Origin of the sequence: Pseudomonas sp. MF6755 (assembly GCF_016405635.1) — a bacterium.
GTDB classification, from domain to species: domain Bacteria; phylum Pseudomonadota; class Gammaproteobacteria; order Pseudomonadales; family Pseudomonadaceae; genus Aquipseudomonas; species Aquipseudomonas haemolytica.
The window spans coordinates 92058-107039 of sequence record NZ_JAEKDA010000010.1; the positions used below are offsets into that span (position 1 = coordinate 92058).

Below are 14982 nucleotides of genomic sequence, written 5' to 3' on the forward strand. Positions count from 1 at the left end.
CGAGCTGTCACTGCCTATTCAGTGATCGGGTTTAGTCGCCCGGACCTCGCTAGGCGCACGCGCCATCCCAAAGACAGGTGTCTTCTCGCCTGCACTTTATGGTGGCTGTGCGCAGGGCACCCTCGGGTGCGCCGGTGCCTAGCGGCCGGTCGACTAACCTGCGTACAGCCGCCACCTCTGATTGTTTAGTCGCGAAAGGACGGTGGTATTCACTTACTGCTAGGAGTTTTTGCTATGGATAACGTTGTTTCGGATTCGCCGTCATCGGGTGCGACTAACCCATTTACTGTTAATGAAGAGCTGAGCTTTGAGGATGCTTGGGTGCGGGTGTCTGAGTTGCTGCAATGTGCGGTGGCAACGTCGCAAATGCTAGGGGAGCCACTGGCTGCTCCGCAAAGAGCGGTGATGCATTTGGTGGAGCTGGCGAAGATGGTGGCGGACCGGGCTGTGGACTGTTTGCAGTCCAAGTAATGTGAGGGTGCTTGCCTCAACTTTATTGAGGCAAGCACCAGCAGGTCATTTAGCGTTCGCGTGATCGTCAAGCCGGCTCGCAAAGTACTGCGCGGTTTCTGGGTCGGTGCAGTAGAGGTAGCAACCCTTCATTCCCCTGGTCATCAGCGTTCGATAGGTGTTTTTGATGATCAAGTCCGTTTCCTGCTTTGCCAGATCGGGTTGCTCCTTCATCATTTTCTTCCAGCCGCGAATGGACTTGTCGTTTTTATCTCGCTCAAGGGCAGAGGTAAGAACGCGCCCATTCCGCACGATGAGGTCGGGCCCGATGATGACGCCGATATAATCGACTTCCAGGCCTTGGCATGTATGAATACACCCGACCTGATCAACTGAATTTTCCGCGATAATCCACAAACTGCCGTCCTGATCGAGGTTCCATTGGCGTTCGTAGTCGCTGCCAATGACGATGTCGGATTCTCGAGCATCTTTCTTACTGCGCCACGGCCAACAGTAACCGGCGACAACTCGGGCTTTGTTACCTTGGTTTTTTTGTTCGATAGCCATATGCATGGCTTGAGGACTGTCAAAGATTTTGAACTCGTATTCGCTGTTGTCGAGCAGCGGATTGGCGGTTGCGCGTATCTCCAGCACGTCATCGAGCCAAGCCAGATAACCGTCAGACCCACTGCAACGGAACTGCGAGGACAACGTATATTCCTCTACCTCCGCGCCTTTGGCTTTTGCAAAAGCACGTATGGCTTGCTTGCTGCCAATGTCATTTAACGTGACGCGCTGATCCTCGTCGATGAAGAAGATTGAGCACTTGGCCGACTCGATCAGCTCCTTGATTTGGTTCTCACCCAAATTGCCGTAAAGCCCGCTTTTTTCGTTAAGGCGGTGAGCTTCGTCTACGATGAGTGCATCAAAAATGTTGGGCTCGGTATCAATGAAAGCGCCTGAGCCAGAAAATAGATTGGAGAAGTGGCTGCGCTTGACCGTGCCGACCAATTTGCTCTCATACACCTTTCGCGGCGCGGCATTTTTTGAGACGTACTTGCTCAATAATCCCTGGCTCGTAAGCCTCACGAGCAAGTTGATCGCCAGCACGGTTTTACCCGTACCAGGGCCGCCCTCGATGATAATCACCTTCGGCGCCGCTTCCGAGGCAGTGCTCGCCGCCGCCAGTGCGGATTCAAACGTCGCCTTTTGATCGTCGATCAGTATGAATTCCGGCTGGCCCTTCAGAAGTCCTTTAAGTGCATCAGCTAGTGCTTTCGACGGGCGAATTTTTCCATTGGAAAGCTCGTAGAGAATTTCCTTGTTATCGCCATGAAGAATGTGCGTCTTGAGAAACGTACGCAGCTTTTCAAGCTCATCCGGCCCTTTGAGGAACAGTGGAGCTTTGCTGATATATGCCCGGTAATGCGCAGAATTTATAACCCCATCGCTGACATAGTTGTGAAGATAAGCGCAGGGTCGAACCTCGATGCTTTTGTCATAGACGGCTTCGTTAAAGCCTTCGAGCAATGCGGCGTATGACCAGACTTGGTAGGACGGATGGATAGTTTCCACTAGCCCGCCGCCTAGCGCAGTTTTGACTATCGCGTCCTTGGACGTTGCAGTTGATTTGCTCCATTGCTTCAACTCGATCAGGACAGCATTTTTACCCTGATTCGCATCCCTCCCAGTCAGCAGGAAATCAATACGCTTCGAAGACTGTGGGATATGCAACTCGATAGCCAAACCGGCGTCATTCGGCAGCCCTTCATCTCGGAGCACCTTCGCCATGTACGTCAGAGAGCCCTGCCAGGATTTGATCTCCGATGCCCCAACTCTTTTCCCCGTGGCTTCCTTGTAGTGCCTGAGAATGACCTCTTCGATATCGTCGTTATCGTTGTCTTTGAGGAATTGCTGTTTGGTCGCAGCGTAAACGATCACGAGAAGTCCTTAGCGCGTGGGGTATCAGAGTTGGTCGTATTTTTTGCTGGTGTTTCTGGCCTTATCGACGGGGTACTTCGAAGCGTTAAGGGCAAGCTTGTCCCGGGCAGCTTCGTTGAGGTCCACGCCTAACACGCTGGCTAAACGGACCAGGTACATCAGGACATCGGCCAGTTCATCTTTCACCGCTTGGGCAGTTTCTGGACGCTTCGCTGCGGCAACCGAGTCGGTTTCGCTCATCCATTGAAAGATTTCGCAAAGCTCGCCAACCTCGCCGGTAAGGGCCAAAAGTAGATTTCTGGGTGAATGGAACTGTTGCCAGTCGCGCTCATCAGCAAAGCGTTGCAGGCGAATGGACAGGTTGTCGACGTTCACCAGTTGTTCGGGTGTGCTGTCTGTTTTGATCACAGGCTCGCCTCTCGATTGGTGGTTAACGGATCTGACGCATGTTGGGAAATTGAGAGAGGGATTGTAAGAGGTTTCTTTGCGAGGGGTGGGCTTTTTGCGCTTAAGGCTGGAGGTGGTGCGTAGGAAGGAAAGGGCCAATGAGCTTGAGGGGGAGTGGGCCAGCAGGGGATTTATTGACAGATATTAAAAAGCCGGCTTGTGGCCGGCTTCTCGGGGACTGCCTCAGCTTGTTTTTGACAAACCTCAGCAGCCTTCAAATCGCTCAGCCCACATTGCGTCAGGCTGAATAGTAGGGGCATCCGCGGGAACTCCTCCGCATCGCCTGACAGGGCAAATAGCTAAGCCATCCCCCTGCCAAATGTGCGGCGCATTCTACCCACATTCACCTCAATTGCCCACCTCCGGTTCCGATTTAGAGCCTTCCCAGCCCAACAGGTGTTCATCCAGCGGCACGGGCGGGCGGCGGTTGTTGAGGGTGGACCACCAGAATACCCAGCCGACGATCTTGAAGCTTTGTTCGAAGCGTTCTTCGTGGTTGAGGTATTCGTCCGGGTGTTCGGCGGCGTTGTGGCTGCGCATGCGCAGGCCGCCGCCGGGGCGGTTGTAGAGGTACTTGATGCGTAGCATGCCGTCGTGTTCGACGGCGTAGATTTCGCCGTCGATGATTTGGGTGCGGCCGCGGTCGATGGCGAGGGTGGCGCCTTGTTGGATGATGTCGGTCATGCTGTTGTCGACCATGTAGGCGCCTACGGCGCGGTCGGGGTTTACTTTGAGGGTTTCGAGGGTGTGCAGCGAGAGGCGGATGCGTTCGGTTGAGGTGAAGGTGGGGTGGAGGGGGATCTCCACGTCGGTTTTTTCCGGGCGGCAGGCGGGGCCTGTGAGGTATTTGCCAGTGTCTTCGCGGGTGGCGAGTGCTTTCCTTGCATCGGGGCCTTCCAACAGGTAGTTGGCGGGCGGGTGTTTGGGGCCTCGGCCGTCGCTTAGCCAGCGACTGGAGACGCACAGCAGTTCTGCGATCTCGTTGAGTCGGCCCATGGGGACGCCGCGTTTGAACCAGTTGTTCACGTGTTGAGGCGTGACGCCGCGGTTCTTGGCGAAGTCGGAGGCGGAAAGATGAACTTCCCGAAGTAGCGCTTTTAAACGATCACCTGATGTATTCATAAACGCAGAGTTTACTGGCCGGAAAGTCTAATCAAATAAACCATGCGTTGAATTGCATATGTAGGATTTGGCTTAGTTGTGGCCTGATCTTTCAGGTGTACGCCTTAGTTAAACGTTTTCAAATAAACATTGAACTTGATGTTTAATCTTGCGCATAAAAAAGCCCCGAATGATCGGGGCTTTTTTTGTTTGCCGTGGCAATGAGGCGCGGGTATCAGCCTTTGTAGGCGGCAACCGACTTCATGATCTCGGCGCGGGCGGCGTCTGCGTTGCCCCAACCGTCGATCTTCACCCATTTGCCTTTTTCGAGGTCTTTGTAGTTCTCGAAGAAGTGCTTGATCTGTTCCAGCAGCAGTGGCGGCAGGTCGGTGTATTCCTTCACGTCCACGTACAGCTGGGACAGCTTGTCGTGTGGCACTGCGATGACCTTGGCATCGCCGCCGCCGTCGTCGGTCATGTTCAGGATGCCGACTGGGCGTGCGCGGATAACCGAGCCTGGAGTAACCGGGTAAGGGGTCACGACCAGCACGTCGAGGGGGTCACCGTCGTCAGCCAGGGTGTTAGGGATAAAACCGTAGTTGGCCGGGTAGAACATCGGGGTGGCCATGAAACGGTCAACGAACAGGCAGTCGCTGTCTTTGTCGATTTCGTATTTGATCGGCGCGTGGTTGGCCGGAATTTCGATCGCGACGTAGATGTCGTTCGGCAGGTCTTTGCCCGCCGGAATCTTGCTGTAGCTCATTGGGCGTTGCCCCCGTAGTTGACCATATGACATGGCCGGATTGGCCTAAAAGTGGCGGCGATTATAGGCATATTCTGACGCCGATGCCATGCGCCAAGCGTCGTACGGTCATTCGCCGTGTGGCTGATAACGTGGGTCGCTGGCTTGTAGTTGATTCAGGCGCGCCAACGGATCCTGGCGGTAGAAGCGGCTGAGTTGGGCGTACACCTGTGGATAGCTGTCGACCAGCAGATCCGGGGCACTGAAGAAATACTCGCTGGTGACGGCAAAGAATTCCGCCGGGTTTTCCGCAGCGTAGGGGTCTATCGCTGTCTCGGCGTCCGGGTTGGCGTCGAGCTGGCGGTTGAGGTCATCGAAGGCGCCTTGCATCACGCTGGCCCATTCCTGCACGCGCATGTCGTGGTGCAGCGGCGGCAGGCCGTTGGCGTCGCCGTTGAGCATGTCCAGCTTGTGCGCCAGCTCGTGGATGACCAGGTTGTAGCCTTCCCACTGGCCGCTGCCGAGCACGCCCGGCCAGGCGAGGATCACCGGGCCTTGTTGCCAGGCTTCGCCGCTGTGTTCACCGTCCCACTCGTGTTCGACGCCGCTGGCATCGCGATGGCGTTGCGGGCTGAGAAAGTCGTCGGGGTACAGCACGATTTCATGGAAACCCTGGTACCAGTCGAGGTCGCCGAGGTTCATCAATGGCAATTGCGCTTGAGCGGCGAGCAGCAGGCGTTGTTCCTGGTGCAATTCGACGCCGGGCAGGGCGGTGAGGTGTTTTTCGGCGAGGAACACCACGCAGGCTTCGCGCAGCCACTGGTCTTGCTCGGCGCTGATGCCGTCGAGGAAGGTCAGGTGCTGGCGCACCCGCTGCCAGGTGTCATCGGCAATCGGGTGCTTGGCCAGCAGGCGCCGGCGACGCCAGGCGCTGAGGGACCACATTGGCGGTCAGTGCGGGTTGGCTTCGGAGGAGGTGCGGCCAAAGCGGCTGCGCACCACGCCAATGATCATCGGCACCAGCGACAGCAGGATGATGAACACCACCAGCAGCGACAGGTTTTTCTTGATAAAGGGCACGTTGCCGAAGAAGTAACCCAGGGTCACCAGGCCGCCAACCCAGAGGATGGTGCCCAGCACGCTGAAACCGAAGAAGCGCGGATACGGCATTTTGGCCACGCCGGCGACGAACGGCGCGAAGGTGCGCAGGATCGGCAGGAAGCGCGCCAGGGTCACAGTCTTGCCGCCGTGCTTGTCGTAGAAGTCGTGGGTTTTTTGCAGGTAATCGCGACGGAAGATCTTCGAGTTCGGGTTGCTGAACAAGCGCTCGCCGGCCGTTCGTCCTATGACGTAGTTGGTGCTGTCACCGAGGATCGCTGCCAGCATCAGCAGGCCTGCCAGTAATACCGGGTCCATACCGCCACCGGCCGCTACGGCACCGGCGATGAACAGCAGGGAATCACCCGGCAGGAAGGGCATGACCACCAGGCCGGTTTCGCAAAAAATAACCAGGAACAGAATGGCGTAGATCCACGGACCGTAATTGGTTACCAGCATGTCGAGGTAGACATCGAGATGCAGGATAAGGTCTAGCGGGTTGAAATCCATGGATGGCACCTGTGTGAATGGCCCGGCTCAGCAGGCCTGTGCGGAAGCTCGGGCAATAAGGCTACAAGTAATTGTCGCGGTTCTTACAACCCTGAAAGGTCGGCATTATACGGATTGAACGGTGAAAAGCGTGTTGCTTTTGTAGCGGGGAGTGTCGCGAAAGTGTGAAGCGGTCGGGATTGGTTTTTTGTGGGAAGGGGCTTGCTCCCGATTGCGGTGGGTCAGGGACAAATTCGTTAACTGACACCCCGCAATCGGGAGCAAGCCCCCTCCCACAGGGGATCTGAGGTGTTTGGGGGGATTGGGTCACTCTTCGTTGATCGGCAACACATAGTTCTTGAACTCGGTGTCTTCACGAAAGCCTATGGACTCATAGGTCTTCTGCGCCACGTCATTGTCGCTGCTGGTGGACACGCGCAATCGCACCGCATGGGTTTCCTTGGCCATCTTCTTCGCCGTGCGCATCAGGTTGTCGGCCACCAATTGCCGGCGCGCATCCTCGGCCACATAGATGTCGTTGAGGATCCACACCCGTTTAAGCGACAACGAAGAAAAGCTCGGATACAGCTGGCAAAACCCCAGCAGCCGCTTGTCATCATCGTCGGCCAGGGCCAGGTAGATCACCGACTCCTTGCGCCGCAGGCGCTTTTCCAGGAAGGCTCGGGATGAGTCCGGGAACGGCAGGGCCCCATAGAACTCGCGGTATTTGACGAACAACGGGGTCAGCAGGTCCAGGTGTTCCAGGGTCGCTTGAGTAATCCGCATGCCAGGCCTCAACTTCCAAATGGGGTATGACCACACGAGCGGCCGTGACTTGATGCTGCCTAATGACGCCAAAAAGCGCAATCGTGCCGCTATTGGTCATCCGGTGGGCTGAGCAGGAAATTGCCCTTCATCAGGTCCGGATCGTCGGATTCGAGGGTCTGAACCTGCGCCTCATCCTTAAGGTTGACCCCCGACAACTGCCGCCGACACGCCTCTCGCATCAAGTACAGCAGGCGATGAGCCGCCATGCCGTAACTCAAGCCTTCCAGCCGCACATTGGAGATACAGTTGCGATAGGCGTCGGTGAGGCCGACCTTGGGGTTATAGGTGAAATACAGGCCCAGGCTGTCCGGCGAGCTGAGCCCCGGCCGCTCGCCGATCAGGATCACCACCATCTTGGCTCCCAGCAGTTGGCCGATCTCATCGGCCACCGCCACGCGGCCCTGTTCCACCAGAATTACTGGCGATAAGGACCAGCCTTCGGCGTGGGTCTGTTCCTCCAGGCGCGCCAGAAATGGCGCGGTATGTTTATGCACGGCCAGCGCCGACAGGCCATCGGCGACCACGATGGCCAAGTCCACGCCACCGGGGTGTGCCAACGCGTAGTCGCGCAAAGTCTGGGCCGACTCATCACTCAGGCGCCGCCCAAGGTCCGGGCGCTGCAGGTACATATGCCGGTCTACGGCGGCGCTGTGCAGCAACAGGCTGTCGCGGCCGCGTTCGGCGAACTGGCTGCTGAGCCCGGCGTGATCGAAGGGCAGGTGCACCGCGTCCCGCGCCTGGGCGTGGGCAAACTGGAAGTCCAACTGGGCGTTGGTGGGAATGCTGGTGCCAGTGCGGCCCAGGGCAATGCGCGCCGGGGTCAGGCGGCGCAATTCCAGCCAGGGGTTGTCAGGCAGTTCTGGTTGCACAGTCGGCTCCTTCATCCCAATTGCGCCAAGGCATGGCGAAACGCTGGCGGCAGGCTGTTGCCAAAATGCACCTTGCCGTCGGCTTGCGTAAAGATGCCCATTTTCGCCAGCCACTGTTCAAACTCCGGTGCCGGTTTTAAACCCAATGTTTGCCGGGCGTACAAGGCGTCGTGGAACGAGGTGGTCTGGTAGTTGAGCATGATGTCGTCAGAGCCGGGGATGCCCATGATGAAGTTGATGCCGGCCACGCCCAGCAGGGTCAGCAGGGTGTCCATGTCGTCCTGGTCGGCTTCGGCGTGGTTGGTGTAGCAGATGTCGCAACCCATGGGCACGCCAAGCAACTTGCCGCAGAAGTGGTCTTCGAGGCCGGCGCGGATGATCTGCTTGCCGTTGTACAGGTACTCCGGGCCGATAAAACCGACCACGGTGTTCACCAGGAATGGCTTGAAGTGCCGGGCCACCGCATACGCACGGGTTTCACAGGTTTGCTGGTCGACGCCAAAATGCGCATTGGCCGACAAGGCGCTGCCCTGGCCGGTTTCGAAATACATCAGGTTCTGGCCCAGGGTGCCGCGCTTGAGGCTCAAGCCGGCGTCGTACCCCTCTTGCAGCACGCTCAGGCTGATACCGAAACTGGCGTTGGCCGCCTCGGTGCCGGCAATCGACTGGAACACCAGGTCCAGCGGGACGCCACGGTTGATCGCCTCGATGGAGGTGGTGACGTGGGTCAGCACACACGCTTGGGTGGGGATTTCGTAGCGCTGGATGATCGCGTCGAGCATCTCCAGCATGGCGCAGATCGAGGCAATGCTGTCGGTGGCCGGGTTGATGCCGATCATGGCGTCGCCGTTGCCGTAGAGCAGGCCGTCGAGAATGCTTGCGGCGATGCCCGCCGGTTCGTCGGTGGGGTGGTTGGGCTGCAAGCGTGTGGACAAACGCCCGCGCAGGCCCAGGGTGCCGCGAAACTGGGTGACCACGCGGATCTTCTGCGCCACCAGCACCAGGTCTTGCACGCGCATGATCTTGGACACTGCAGCAGCCATTTCCGGTGTCAGCCCTGGCGCCAATGCGCGTAGGGAGTGTTCATCGGCCGCATCACTGAGCAGCCAGTCACGCAGGCCGCCGACGGTGAGGTGGCTGACCGGCGCAAACGCCTGTTTATCGTGGGTGTCGATGATCAGCCGGGTGACTTCATCGCTTTCATAAGGGATCAGCACTTCCTGCAGGAAGTGCTTGAGCGGGATATTCGCCAGCGCCATCTGCGCCGCCACCCGTTCGCCGTCGTTCTGCGCGGCGACACCGGCGAGGAAGTCCCCGGAGCGTGCGGGGCTGGCCTTGGCCATCACGTCCTTGAGGTCGTCGAAGCGGTAGGTGTGTGCACCCACCGCGTGGGAAAAGCTTGCCATACAGTGTCTCCTTGATGACGCGGGCAAAACGTCGGGAGGTCGCCCGCGTCGAGGTTTTCGGCAATCAGTGCAAGGCGGCCTCTGCGGCCTGGATCGCCGCGAACTCTTCTTCCGGCGTGCCTGCTACCAAGTGATGCCGGCTGTAGAAAGCAAAGTAAGCAATTAATACTCCATAGATGATCGCCGCGCCAATCACCACGCGCGGATCCACCAGGAAGCCCGCCACCACGGCCACGCAGGCCAGCACCAGGGCCACGCCCGAGGTGAAGATGCCGCCCGGCGTGCGGTACGGACGGTCCATTTTGGGGCGGCGGATGCGCAGGGTGATGTGCGCAGCCATCATCAGTACGTAGGAAATCGTCGCGCCAAACACCGCCACCAGGATCAGCAAGTCACCCTGGCCGGTCAGCGACAGGCCGAAACCGATAATCCCAGGGATGACCAAGGCCAGCACAGGCGCCTTGCTTTTGTTGGTCTGGGACAGTTTGCGCGGCAGGTAGCCAGCGCGAGATAAGGCAAAGATCTGCCGTGAATAGGCGTAGATAATCGAGAAAAAGCTCGCGATCAAACCGGCCAGGCCCACGAGGTTGACGAAGCTGCCCATCCAGGTCGAACCGCCGTAGGACAACGCCAGCGCCTCAACCAATGGGTTGCCTGATTTGATCAGCGCGTAAGTGCCCGCACCGCCCGGCGCGATCACCAGGATCAACAGGGCGAAGCTGGTCAGCACCACAATGGCGCCGATCAGGCCGCGGGGCAGGTCGCGTTTCGGGTTCTTGGTTTCTTCGGCGGCCAGGGGCACGCCTTCAACCGCGAGGAAAAACCAGATGGCATAGGGGATCGCGGCCCACACACCGACGTAGCCGAACGGCAGGAAGCTGCTGGCGCCCTTGGCTTCGGTCACCGGAATATCCAGCAGGTTGGCGACGTTGAAGTGCGGCACCATCGACACCAGGAACACGCCCAGGGCAATCGCGGCGATGGCGGTAATCACGAACATCAGCTTCAGGGCTTCACCGACGCCAAAGATGTGGATGCCGATGAAGATGATGTAGAACGCCAGGTAGATCATCCAGCCGCCGATGCCGAACAGCGACTCGCAGTAGGCGCCGATAAACACTGCGATGGCGGCGGGAGCGATGGCATATTCGATCAGGATCGCAGTGCCCGTGAGGAACCCGCCCCAAGGGCCAAAGGCACTGCGGGCAAAACCGTAGCCACCGCCAGCGGTCGGGATCATGGACGACAGTTCGGCAAGCGAAAAGCACATGCACAGGTACATCGTCGCCATCAGCAATGTGGCGAGGAACATACCGCCCCAGCCACCTTGGGCCAGGCCGAAGTTCCAGCCGGCGTAGTCGCCGGAGATCACGTAGGCAACGCCAAGGCCAACCAGCAGCACCCAGCCGGCGGCACCTTTTTTCAGTTCGCGTTGTTGGAAGTAGTCGGTGCCGACTTTTTCGAAGTCGACAGATGAACTTGTGGGTTCGCTAGGCATGGGAAAGTACCTTTCATTCTTATTGTTTTAACTCGGCCTCTGTGTGCCGAATGCGCATCGCAAATACTGATGAAGATCCAAATGTGGGAGGGGGCTTGCTCCCACATTTGATTGCATTTCAAATGTGGGAGCGGCTCGTTAGTTAGAAGAAACCCAACGGATTAATGTCGTAGCTCACCAGCAAGTTCTTGGTCTGCTGGTAGTGATCCAACATCATCTTGTGAGTCTCACGCCCCACCCCCGACTTTTTGTAACCGCCAAACGCGGCATGCGCCGGGTACAGGTGGTAGCAGTTGGTCCACACGCGGCCGGCCTTGATCGCCCGGCCCATGCGGTAGGCGCGGTTGATGTCGCGGGTCCACAGGCCGGCGCCCAGGCCGAACTCGGTGTCGTTGGCAATCGCCAGGGCTTCGGCTTCGTCCTTGAAGGTGGTGATGCTCACCACCGGGCCGAAGATTTCTTCCTGGAACACACGCATTTCGTTGGTGCCCTTGAGCAGGGTCGGCTGGATGTAATAGCCGGTGGCGAGGTTACCCGTGAGCTTCTCGACCTTGCCACCGGTCAGCAGCTGCGCGCCTTCGCCCTTGGCGATTTCCAGGTAGGACAGGATCTTGTCGAACTGCTGCTCGGACGCCTGGGCGCCGACCATGGTGTCGGTGTCCAGCGGGTCGCCACGTTTGATTGACTCGACCTTCTTCATCACCACTTTCATGAAGTCGTCGTAGATCGACTCTTCCACCAGCGCACGGGATGGGCAGGTGCACACTTCACCCTGGTTGAAGAACGCCAGCACCAAGCCTTCGGCGGCCTTTTCGATGAATTGCGGTTCGGCTTTCATGATGTCGGCGAAGAAGATGTTCGGCGACTTGCCGCCCAACTCGACCGTGGACGGAATGATGTTCTCGGCCGCCGCATGCATGATGTGCGAGCCCACAGGTGTGGAGCCGGTGAAGGCGATCTTGGCGATGCGCTTGCTGGTGGCCAAGGCTTCACCGGCTTCTTTACCGAAACCGTGTACCACGTTGAGTACGCCCGGCGGCAGCAGGTCGCCGATCAGTTCCATCAGTACGTTGATGCCCAGCGGCGTTTGCTCGGCGGGCTTGAGCACCACGCAGTTGCCGGCGGCCAGGGCCGGCGCGAGTTTCCACGCGGCCATCAGCAGCGGGAAGTTCCACGGGATGATCTGGCCGACCACGCCCAGCGGCTCGTGGAAGTGGTACGCGGCGGTGAGCTCGTTGATTTCGGCGCTGCTGCCTTCCTGGGCACGGATGCAGCCGGCGAAGTAGCGGAAGTGGTCGGCGGCCAAGGGGATATCGGCGTTGAGGGTTTCGCGTACGGCCTTGCCGTTGTCCCAGGTTTCGGTGACCGCCAGCAGCTCAAGGTTCTGTTCGATACGGTCGGCGATTTTCAGCAGTACCAGCGAGCGATCCTGGGCCGAGGTCTTGCCCCAGGCGTCAGCCGCGGCGTGGGCGGCGTCCAGCGCCTTGTCGATGTCTTTGGCGGTGGAGCGCGGGAATTCTGCGATGGGTTTGCCGTTGACCGGCGAGGTGTTGGTGAAATAGTTGCCATCGACCGGCGCGACGAATTCGCCGCCAATATAGTTGCCGTATTTGGCCTTGAACGAAACGATGGCGCCTTCAGTACCGGGGTGTGCATAACGCATGGTGGGCATCTCCTGCTTTTATGTTTATTGGAGTACAGCGCGGCAAGCGCGTTATAAAGCGTAGAGCAAGGGCCGGGCCACTGCTGTGCAGGCCAGGTAAATCAAGGGGTTGGGCTTTGTTGCAAGGCGTTGCTGTCACCCTTGCGATACAGTCGGTGTGACAGTTTGTGCCATAAACGCTACGGCCTGTGACCGGCGGGTCGGCCCGGGATTGCAATGGTGGGATGGCTGGGGGATGCTGGGCGTTCTCACGCAGAGAGAATAATAAGAACATGCATAACGATCATTTCAGTCGCCATGCCCAGCAGGTCTTGACCGTCACCCGCGGGCAAGAGCTTTCCCAAGGGCCTGGCAGCGATCCGTCCATCGCCCGTTCCTGGCTGCGCTGCCTGGAGGACTACCACCTCGACCCTGCTCAGACCATCGCTCCCACTGTGCTCGAACATGGTCGGCTGTTGGAAAGCCGCGAACGCCTGCGGCAAGTACTGCAGATCGCCGGCAGCGAGATGAACAGCCTGCATCAACAGCTCTCGGGCGCCGGCCATGCGGTACTGCTCACCGATGCGCGGGGCGTGATACTCAACTGTGTCACCGCGCCCTCCGAGCGCAAAATCTTCGAGCGTGCCGGGCTGTGGCTGGGCGCGGACTGGAGTGAGGCCTGCGAAGGCACCAATGGTATCGGCACGTGCCTGGTGGAACGCCAATCCTTGACCATTCACCGTGATGAGCATTTTCGCGGCCGCCATACCGGGCTGACCTGCTCGGCGAGCCCGGTGTTCGACCCGCACGGTGAACTGCTGGCTGTGCTGGACGTATCGTCGGCGCGCGAAGCGGTATCGCGCCAAAGCCAGTTCCACACCATGGCGCTGGTGAACCTGTCGGCGAAGATGATCGAGAGTTGCTACTTCCTGCGCCATTTTGAGCATCATTGGATGCTGCGTTTTCACCTGCAGGCCGAGTCGGTGGGCCTGTTCAGTGAGGGGCTGCTGGCGTTTGATGGTGAAGGGCGCATCTGCGCGGTCAACCAGAGTGCACTGAACTTGTTGGGGCAGCTGCGTGGTGGTTTGCTGGGGCAACCGGTGGAGGCGTTTTTCGATTGCTCCCTGGACCAACTGCTCGGTCGTGCCAGTGCCAATGCTACGGCCAGTTGGCCGTTGCGTACGCGCGATGGTCGGCATTTGTTCGCTGCGCTGCGCGGTCAGCCACGCAGCGTGTCGCCAGTCGTGACCCCGTTGCCCGAAGCATCACCCTTGCCAGGAATCTGCCTGGGTGACCCCGCCTTGCAAAATGAGTTTCGCAAGGCGTTGCGGGTGTTCGAGCGTGACGTTCCGCTGCTGGTCAACGGTGAAACCGGTTCTGGCAAAGAAGCCTTCGCCAAGGCCGTGCACCAGGCCAGCCAACGTGCCGATAAGCCCTTTGTCGCGCTCAACTGCGCCGCCATTGCGGAAAGCCTGATCGAGAGTGAGTTGTTTGGCTACCGTGGGGGCAGTTTCACCGGCGCTCTCAAAGAAGGCATGCGTGGCAAGTTGCAGCAGGCTGACGGCGGCACCTTGTTCCTCGATGAAATTGGCGATATGCCCCTGGCTTTGCAGACTCGCTTGTTAAGGGTGTTGGAAGACCGGATGGTGGTGCCCATCGGCGGCGAACCGCAAGCGGTGAACGTGCGCATCATCAGCGCGACCCACCGTGATTTGCTGGCGCGAGTTGCCAGCGGCGCCTTCCGTGAAGACTTGTACTACCGTCTCAACGGCCTGGAAGTTACCTTGCCGGCGCTGCGTGAGCGCAGTGACAAACCTCAGTTGTTGGATTTTCTACTGGCACAAGAAGCACAAGGGCAGGCGGTCGTGCTGGAGGCCGATGCACGTCAGGCCCTGCTTGATTTTTCCTGGCCGGGTAATGTCCGACAATTGCGTACGGTGTTGCGCACCTTGGCTGCACTGTGTGAGGGGGGGCGGGTAGGATTGATCGATTTACCCGCGATGATTCGCCACGCTTTCCACCAGGCGCCCATTTCCCTGCAACGGGGCAAGCAACCGTTGGAAGATGCCGAGCGTTTGGCACTGCTTGCCACATTGGAGCAGCAACGTTGGCATATGACCCTCGCAGCGGAGCAGTTAGGCGTCAGCCGCAACACCCTGTACCGCAAGCTGCGTAAGCATGGAATCGCTTTGCGCTCAGCCGGCTGAGTAGTCTCATGGGCACTGCCCTCTCTTTTACGGCTTTACCAAATCATTCGCTTGTTCCGCTCTTTTCGTATGAGAGGGCGGGGCGAATCGCGGCGCATTGAACAGATGTCATACTGTTTAATATCCTTATTCTGTTTTTATAAATTTGGCAGTTGTGTCATCGTTGGAAATTGTTTGGTTTTCAGGGGTGTAGTGGCTGGTTGTTTGTGTTTGTGTGCCGAGTGGAACTGGATTAGGGTTATTTAATACTTAGAAGGGAAGGAG

At 58.7% G+C, this 14982-nt stretch carries 13 protein-coding genes; 2 read left to right on the forward strand and 11 right to left on the reverse strand.

The window, feature by feature from the left end:
- Nucleotides 1-234 precede the first annotated feature (234 nt).
- Nucleotides 235-471, forward strand: coding sequence for a DUF6124 family protein (locus JFT66_RS15025; RefSeq protein ID WP_153839483.1), 237 nt, complete (start codon nucleotides 235-237; stop codon nucleotides 469-471).
- A gap of 45 nt (nucleotides 472-516) precedes the next feature.
- On the opposite strand, the gene JFT66_RS15030 is transcribed toward JFT66_RS15025, so the two are convergent.
- The 11 genes from JFT66_RS15030 to exaC all read right to left on the reverse strand — a co-directional run bounded on the left by JFT66_RS15030 (nucleotide 517) and on the right by exaC (nucleotide 12532).
- Nucleotides 517-2391: a DNA/RNA helicase domain-containing protein gene (locus JFT66_RS15030; RefSeq protein ID WP_162524964.1), complete on the reverse strand. Its 1875-nt coding sequence runs from the start codon at nucleotides 2389-2391 to the stop codon at nucleotides 517-519.
- Nucleotides 2392-2415: 24 nt separating this feature from the next.
- Complete coding sequence (locus JFT66_RS15035) at nucleotides 2416-2799, reverse strand: nucleotide pyrophosphohydrolase (protein WP_162524963.1); 384 nt, start codon at nucleotides 2797-2799, stop codon at nucleotides 2416-2418.
- 387 nt (nucleotides 2800-3186) lie between these two features.
- Nucleotides 3187-3960 carry a LexA family transcriptional regulator gene (locus tag JFT66_RS15040; protein WP_198859542.1) on the reverse strand — a complete coding sequence of 258 codons (774 nt, stop codon included), beginning with the start codon at nucleotides 3958-3960 and terminating at the stop codon, nucleotides 3187-3189.
- A gap of 214 nt (nucleotides 3961-4174) precedes the next feature.
- On the reverse strand, nucleotides 4175-4702 hold the full coding sequence (gene ppa, locus JFT66_RS15045; protein ID WP_003176323.1) for an inorganic diphosphatase: 528 nt from the start codon (nucleotides 4700-4702) through the stop codon (nucleotides 4175-4177).
- Nucleotides 4703-4810: 108 nt separating this feature from the next.
- The gene (locus JFT66_RS15050) at nucleotides 4811-5626 is read right to left on the reverse strand and encodes a zinc-dependent peptidase (RefSeq protein ID WP_153872561.1); all 816 of its coding nucleotides are present in this window, start codon (nucleotides 5624-5626) and stop codon (nucleotides 4811-4813) included.
- A 6-nt stretch (nucleotides 5627-5632) separates the two neighbouring features.
- On the reverse strand, nucleotides 5633-6289 hold the full coding sequence (locus JFT66_RS15055; RefSeq protein ID WP_003194521.1) for a DedA family protein: 657 nt from the start codon (nucleotides 6287-6289) through the stop codon (nucleotides 5633-5635).
- A 306-nt stretch (nucleotides 6290-6595) separates the two neighbouring features.
- The gene (locus tag JFT66_RS15060; protein WP_034117713.1) at nucleotides 6596-7054 is read right to left on the reverse strand and encodes a GNAT family N-acetyltransferase; all 459 of its coding nucleotides are present in this window, start codon (nucleotides 7052-7054) and stop codon (nucleotides 6596-6598) included.
- Between the two features lie 89 nt (nucleotides 7055-7143).
- Nucleotides 7144-7980: an ethanolamine ammonia-lyase subunit EutC gene (gene eutC / locus JFT66_RS15065; protein ID WP_153839468.1), complete on the reverse strand. Its 837-nt coding sequence runs from the start codon at nucleotides 7978-7980 to the stop codon at nucleotides 7144-7146.
- Nucleotides 7977-9371, reverse strand: a complete 1395-nt coding sequence (locus tag JFT66_RS15070; RefSeq protein WP_034117715.1) for an ethanolamine ammonia-lyase subunit EutB — start codon at nucleotides 9369-9371, stop codon at nucleotides 7977-7979. Before JFT66_RS15070 ends, eutC begins: the two co-directional genes overlap by 4 nt.
- A 64-nt stretch (nucleotides 9372-9435) precedes the next feature.
- Nucleotides 9436-10869, reverse strand: a complete 1434-nt coding sequence (gene eat / locus JFT66_RS15075; RefSeq protein WP_034117716.1) for an ethanolamine permease — start codon at nucleotides 10867-10869, stop codon at nucleotides 9436-9438.
- Between the two features lie 142 nt (nucleotides 10870-11011).
- Nucleotides 11012-12532 (reverse strand): acetaldehyde dehydrogenase ExaC, encoded by a 1521-nt coding sequence (gene exaC / locus JFT66_RS15080; RefSeq protein ID WP_198859543.1) that lies wholly within the window; start codon nucleotides 12530-12532, stop codon nucleotides 11012-11014.
- A gap of 272 nt (nucleotides 12533-12804) precedes the next feature.
- Here exaC and JFT66_RS15085 point away from each other — a divergent pair, with 272 nt between their 5' ends.
- Nucleotides 12805-14718 carry a sigma-54-dependent Fis family transcriptional regulator gene (locus tag JFT66_RS15085; RefSeq protein WP_198859544.1) on the forward strand — a complete coding sequence of 638 codons (1914 nt, stop codon included), beginning with the start codon at nucleotides 12805-12807 and terminating at the stop codon, nucleotides 14716-14718.
- The last annotated feature ends 264 nt before the right edge of the window (nucleotides 14719-14982 follow it).

Excerpts from the sequence above, each read along its gene's own strand:
- JFT66_RS15025 (WP_153839483.1), top strand. The coding sequence starts at position 235 with ATGGATAACGTTGTTTCGGATTCGCCGTCATCGGGTGCGACTAACCCA.
- JFT66_RS15040 (WP_198859542.1), bottom strand. The coding sequence starts at position 3,960 with ATGAATACATCAGGTGATCGTTTAAAAGCGCTACTTCGGGAAGTTCAT.
- ppa (WP_003176323.1), bottom strand. The coding sequence starts at position 4,702 with ATGAGCTACAGCAAGATTCCGGCGGGCAAAGACCTGCCGAACGACATC.
- JFT66_RS15050 (WP_153872561.1), bottom strand. The coding sequence starts at position 5,626 with ATGTGGTCCCTCAGCGCCTGGCGTCGCCGGCGCCTGCTGGCCAAGCAC.
- JFT66_RS15055 (WP_003194521.1), bottom strand. The coding sequence starts at position 6,289 with ATGGATTTCAACCCGCTAGACCTTATCCTGCATCTCGATGTCTACCTC.
- JFT66_RS15060 (WP_034117713.1), bottom strand. The coding sequence starts at position 7,054 with ATGCGGATTACTCAAGCGACCCTGGAACACCTGGACCTGCTGACCCCG.
- eutC (WP_153839468.1), bottom strand. The coding sequence starts at position 7,980 with ATGAAGGAGCCGACTGTGCAACCAGAACTGCCTGACAACCCCTGGCTG.
- JFT66_RS15070 (WP_034117715.1), bottom strand. The coding sequence starts at position 9,371 with ATGGCAAGCTTTTCCCACGCGGTGGGTGCACACACCTACCGCTTCGAC.
- eat (WP_034117716.1), bottom strand. The coding sequence starts at position 10,869 with ATGCCTAGCGAACCCACAAGTTCATCTGTCGACTTCGAAAAAGTCGGC.
- exaC (WP_198859543.1), bottom strand. The coding sequence starts at position 12,532 with ATGCGTTATGCACACCCCGGTACTGAAGGCGCCATCGTTTCGTTCAAG.
- JFT66_RS15085 (WP_198859544.1), top strand. The coding sequence starts at position 12,805 with ATGCATAACGATCATTTCAGTCGCCATGCCCAGCAGGTCTTGACCGTC.